Origin of the sequence: Streptomyces sp. NPDC020747, from assembly GCF_044334695.1 — a bacterium.
Taxonomy (GTDB): Bacteria; Actinomycetota; Actinomycetes; order Streptomycetales; family Streptomycetaceae; genus Streptomyces.
Window position 1 is genome coordinate 1 of the sequence record NZ_JBIRTJ010000052.1, and the last position, 1,396, is coordinate 1,396.

At 67.6% G+C, this 1,396-nt stretch carries 1 protein-coding gene; it reads left to right on the plus strand.

The features are described from left to right. The first annotated feature begins 262 nt into the window (after positions 1 to 262). Positions 263 to 1,360: an ISAs1 family transposase gene (locus tag ACH4YP_RS48010; RefSeq protein ID WP_398497932.1), complete on the plus strand. Its 1,098-nt coding sequence runs from the start codon at positions 263 to 265 to the stop codon at positions 1,358 to 1,360. Positions 1,361 to 1,396: the final 36 nt, after the last annotated feature.

The following is a 1,396-nucleotide window of genomic DNA, read 5'->3' on the forward strand; positions in this document are numbered from 1 at the left end:
CAGGGGCATTGCGTGATTGGGATTGGTCCGGTTCGCCGGTCTCGTGAGTGACGTGGCGTCATGTCCGTTGTGCAGCAAGGGGACCGGGAGAGCAGAGCAGGCACGGTGCTGGTGATCATGTGGTTGTCGAGACCCATGAGAACCGAGCGAGACCGTGCCTGCCCGAACATCATCGCCCATCCCTTCCGCACGGGAGCGACTGGGCTCCCCGACTGATCCCCTCACCTCAAGCGATGTCGCTGACCTGCGGCGTTTCCTGACCGTGGTCGCCGATCCCCGCGATGCACGAGGGCTGCGATATCCGGCCCTCGCGTTGCTGTGCGCAGCCGTCTCGGCGGTGCTGACCGGGGCTCGCTCGCTCATCGCGATCAGCGAGTGGATCACGGATGCCCCGCAGCACGTGCTGGGCATCCTCGGCTTCGCTGCCGATCCACTCACCGGTCTGCGGCCGGTGCCGCACGCCGCAACTGTGCGCCGCCTGCTGCAGCGTGTGGACGGTGACGCGCTGGACGCGGCGATCAGCGCGTATCTGCAGGCCAGAACACCGCACCCGGTCGATCCGGAGGCGGAGAGAGGGCCGGTGCGACGAGTGATCGCGGTCGACGGCAAGGTGGTCCGCGGATCGCGAACGGCAACGGCCGCGGCGATCCAGCTGCTGGCGGCGATGGACCACCACGGCGTGGTCCTGGCCCAGCGGCAGGTCGCTTCCAAGAGCAACGAGATCCCCTCCTTCGTGCCCCTTCTGAGCGGCCTGGATCTGCGCAACACGGTAGTGACCACCGATGCGCTGCACACCCAGCACGGTCACGGGGCCCATCTGACCGGCTGCGGCGCTCACTACTTGGCTGTGGTGAAGAAAAACCATCCGGGCTTGTATGCCCAGGTCAGGGAGCTGCCCTGGCGGGACATCCCGCTCGGGCACCGCACACGCGACCACGCCCACCACCGCGACGAGATCCGCCGGCTCAAGGCTGCCGCGTTCAGCCACCTCGACTACCCCGGCGCCCGCCAGGCGATCCAAGTCGTACGGTGGCGACGCGACTTGAGCACCGGAAAGCTGACCATCGAGCGCGTCCATCTGATCACCAGCCTGAGCGTCTTCGACGCCACCTCCACCGAACTCGCCACCTGGATCAGAGGCCATTGGGGCATCGAGAACCTCCTGCACCATGTCCGGGACCGCACCTTCGGCGAGGACGACTCCAAGGTCCGCACCGGCACCCTGCCCCGCGCCATGGCCTCCCTGCGCAACCTCGCCATCAGCCTCTTCCGCCAGGACGGCCAGACCAACATCGCAGCCGCCCTCCGCCACACCGGCCGCGACTACCACCGGCCCCTACGAGCCCTCGGCCTCACCTGACGAACCCAGACAGATCCCGATCATGCAATGACCCTG